Origin of the sequence: Vibrio marinisediminis (assembly GCF_014050145.1) — a bacterium.
Lineage (GTDB): Bacteria > Pseudomonadota > Gammaproteobacteria > Enterobacterales > Vibrionaceae > Vibrio > Vibrio marinisediminis.
In genome coordinates this window covers 1-273 of the sequence record NZ_JACFYF010000243.1, presented here as the reverse complement: position 1 = coordinate 273, position 273 = coordinate 1, and the positions used below count along the sequence as shown (strand labels likewise).

1 pseudogene is annotated in these 273 nt (G+C 36.6%); it reads left to right on the top strand.

Annotation, left to right across the window (positions count from 1 at the left end):
- Positions 1-190: pseudogene (locus H2O73_RS21055) on the top strand (hypothetical protein); the annotation flags it as partial.
- Positions 191-273 lie beyond the last annotated feature (83 nt).

Here is a 273-nt window from a genome sequence, read left to right as displayed (position 1 = left end):
CGCTTTATTTGACGTGACAGAGCAATCCGTTAAACGCGCGGTAGAAATTGGTCTTGATTATGTGATGCTAACGATTTCTTATAATCTGAAGCATTTGGCGGATAAGGAATATCATGAGTCAATTGATGAGATGAATCATGCTAGCTTCATTGGTTCTGTTATGTACGCAATGTCACGCTTACTGGCGTGACATTATTTGCCGCAAAAAACAGTTTAGAAAAAAAAAAGAATCTATACTCGTTCTCCTTTGCTACCTTATTTTTAATTTTGTTG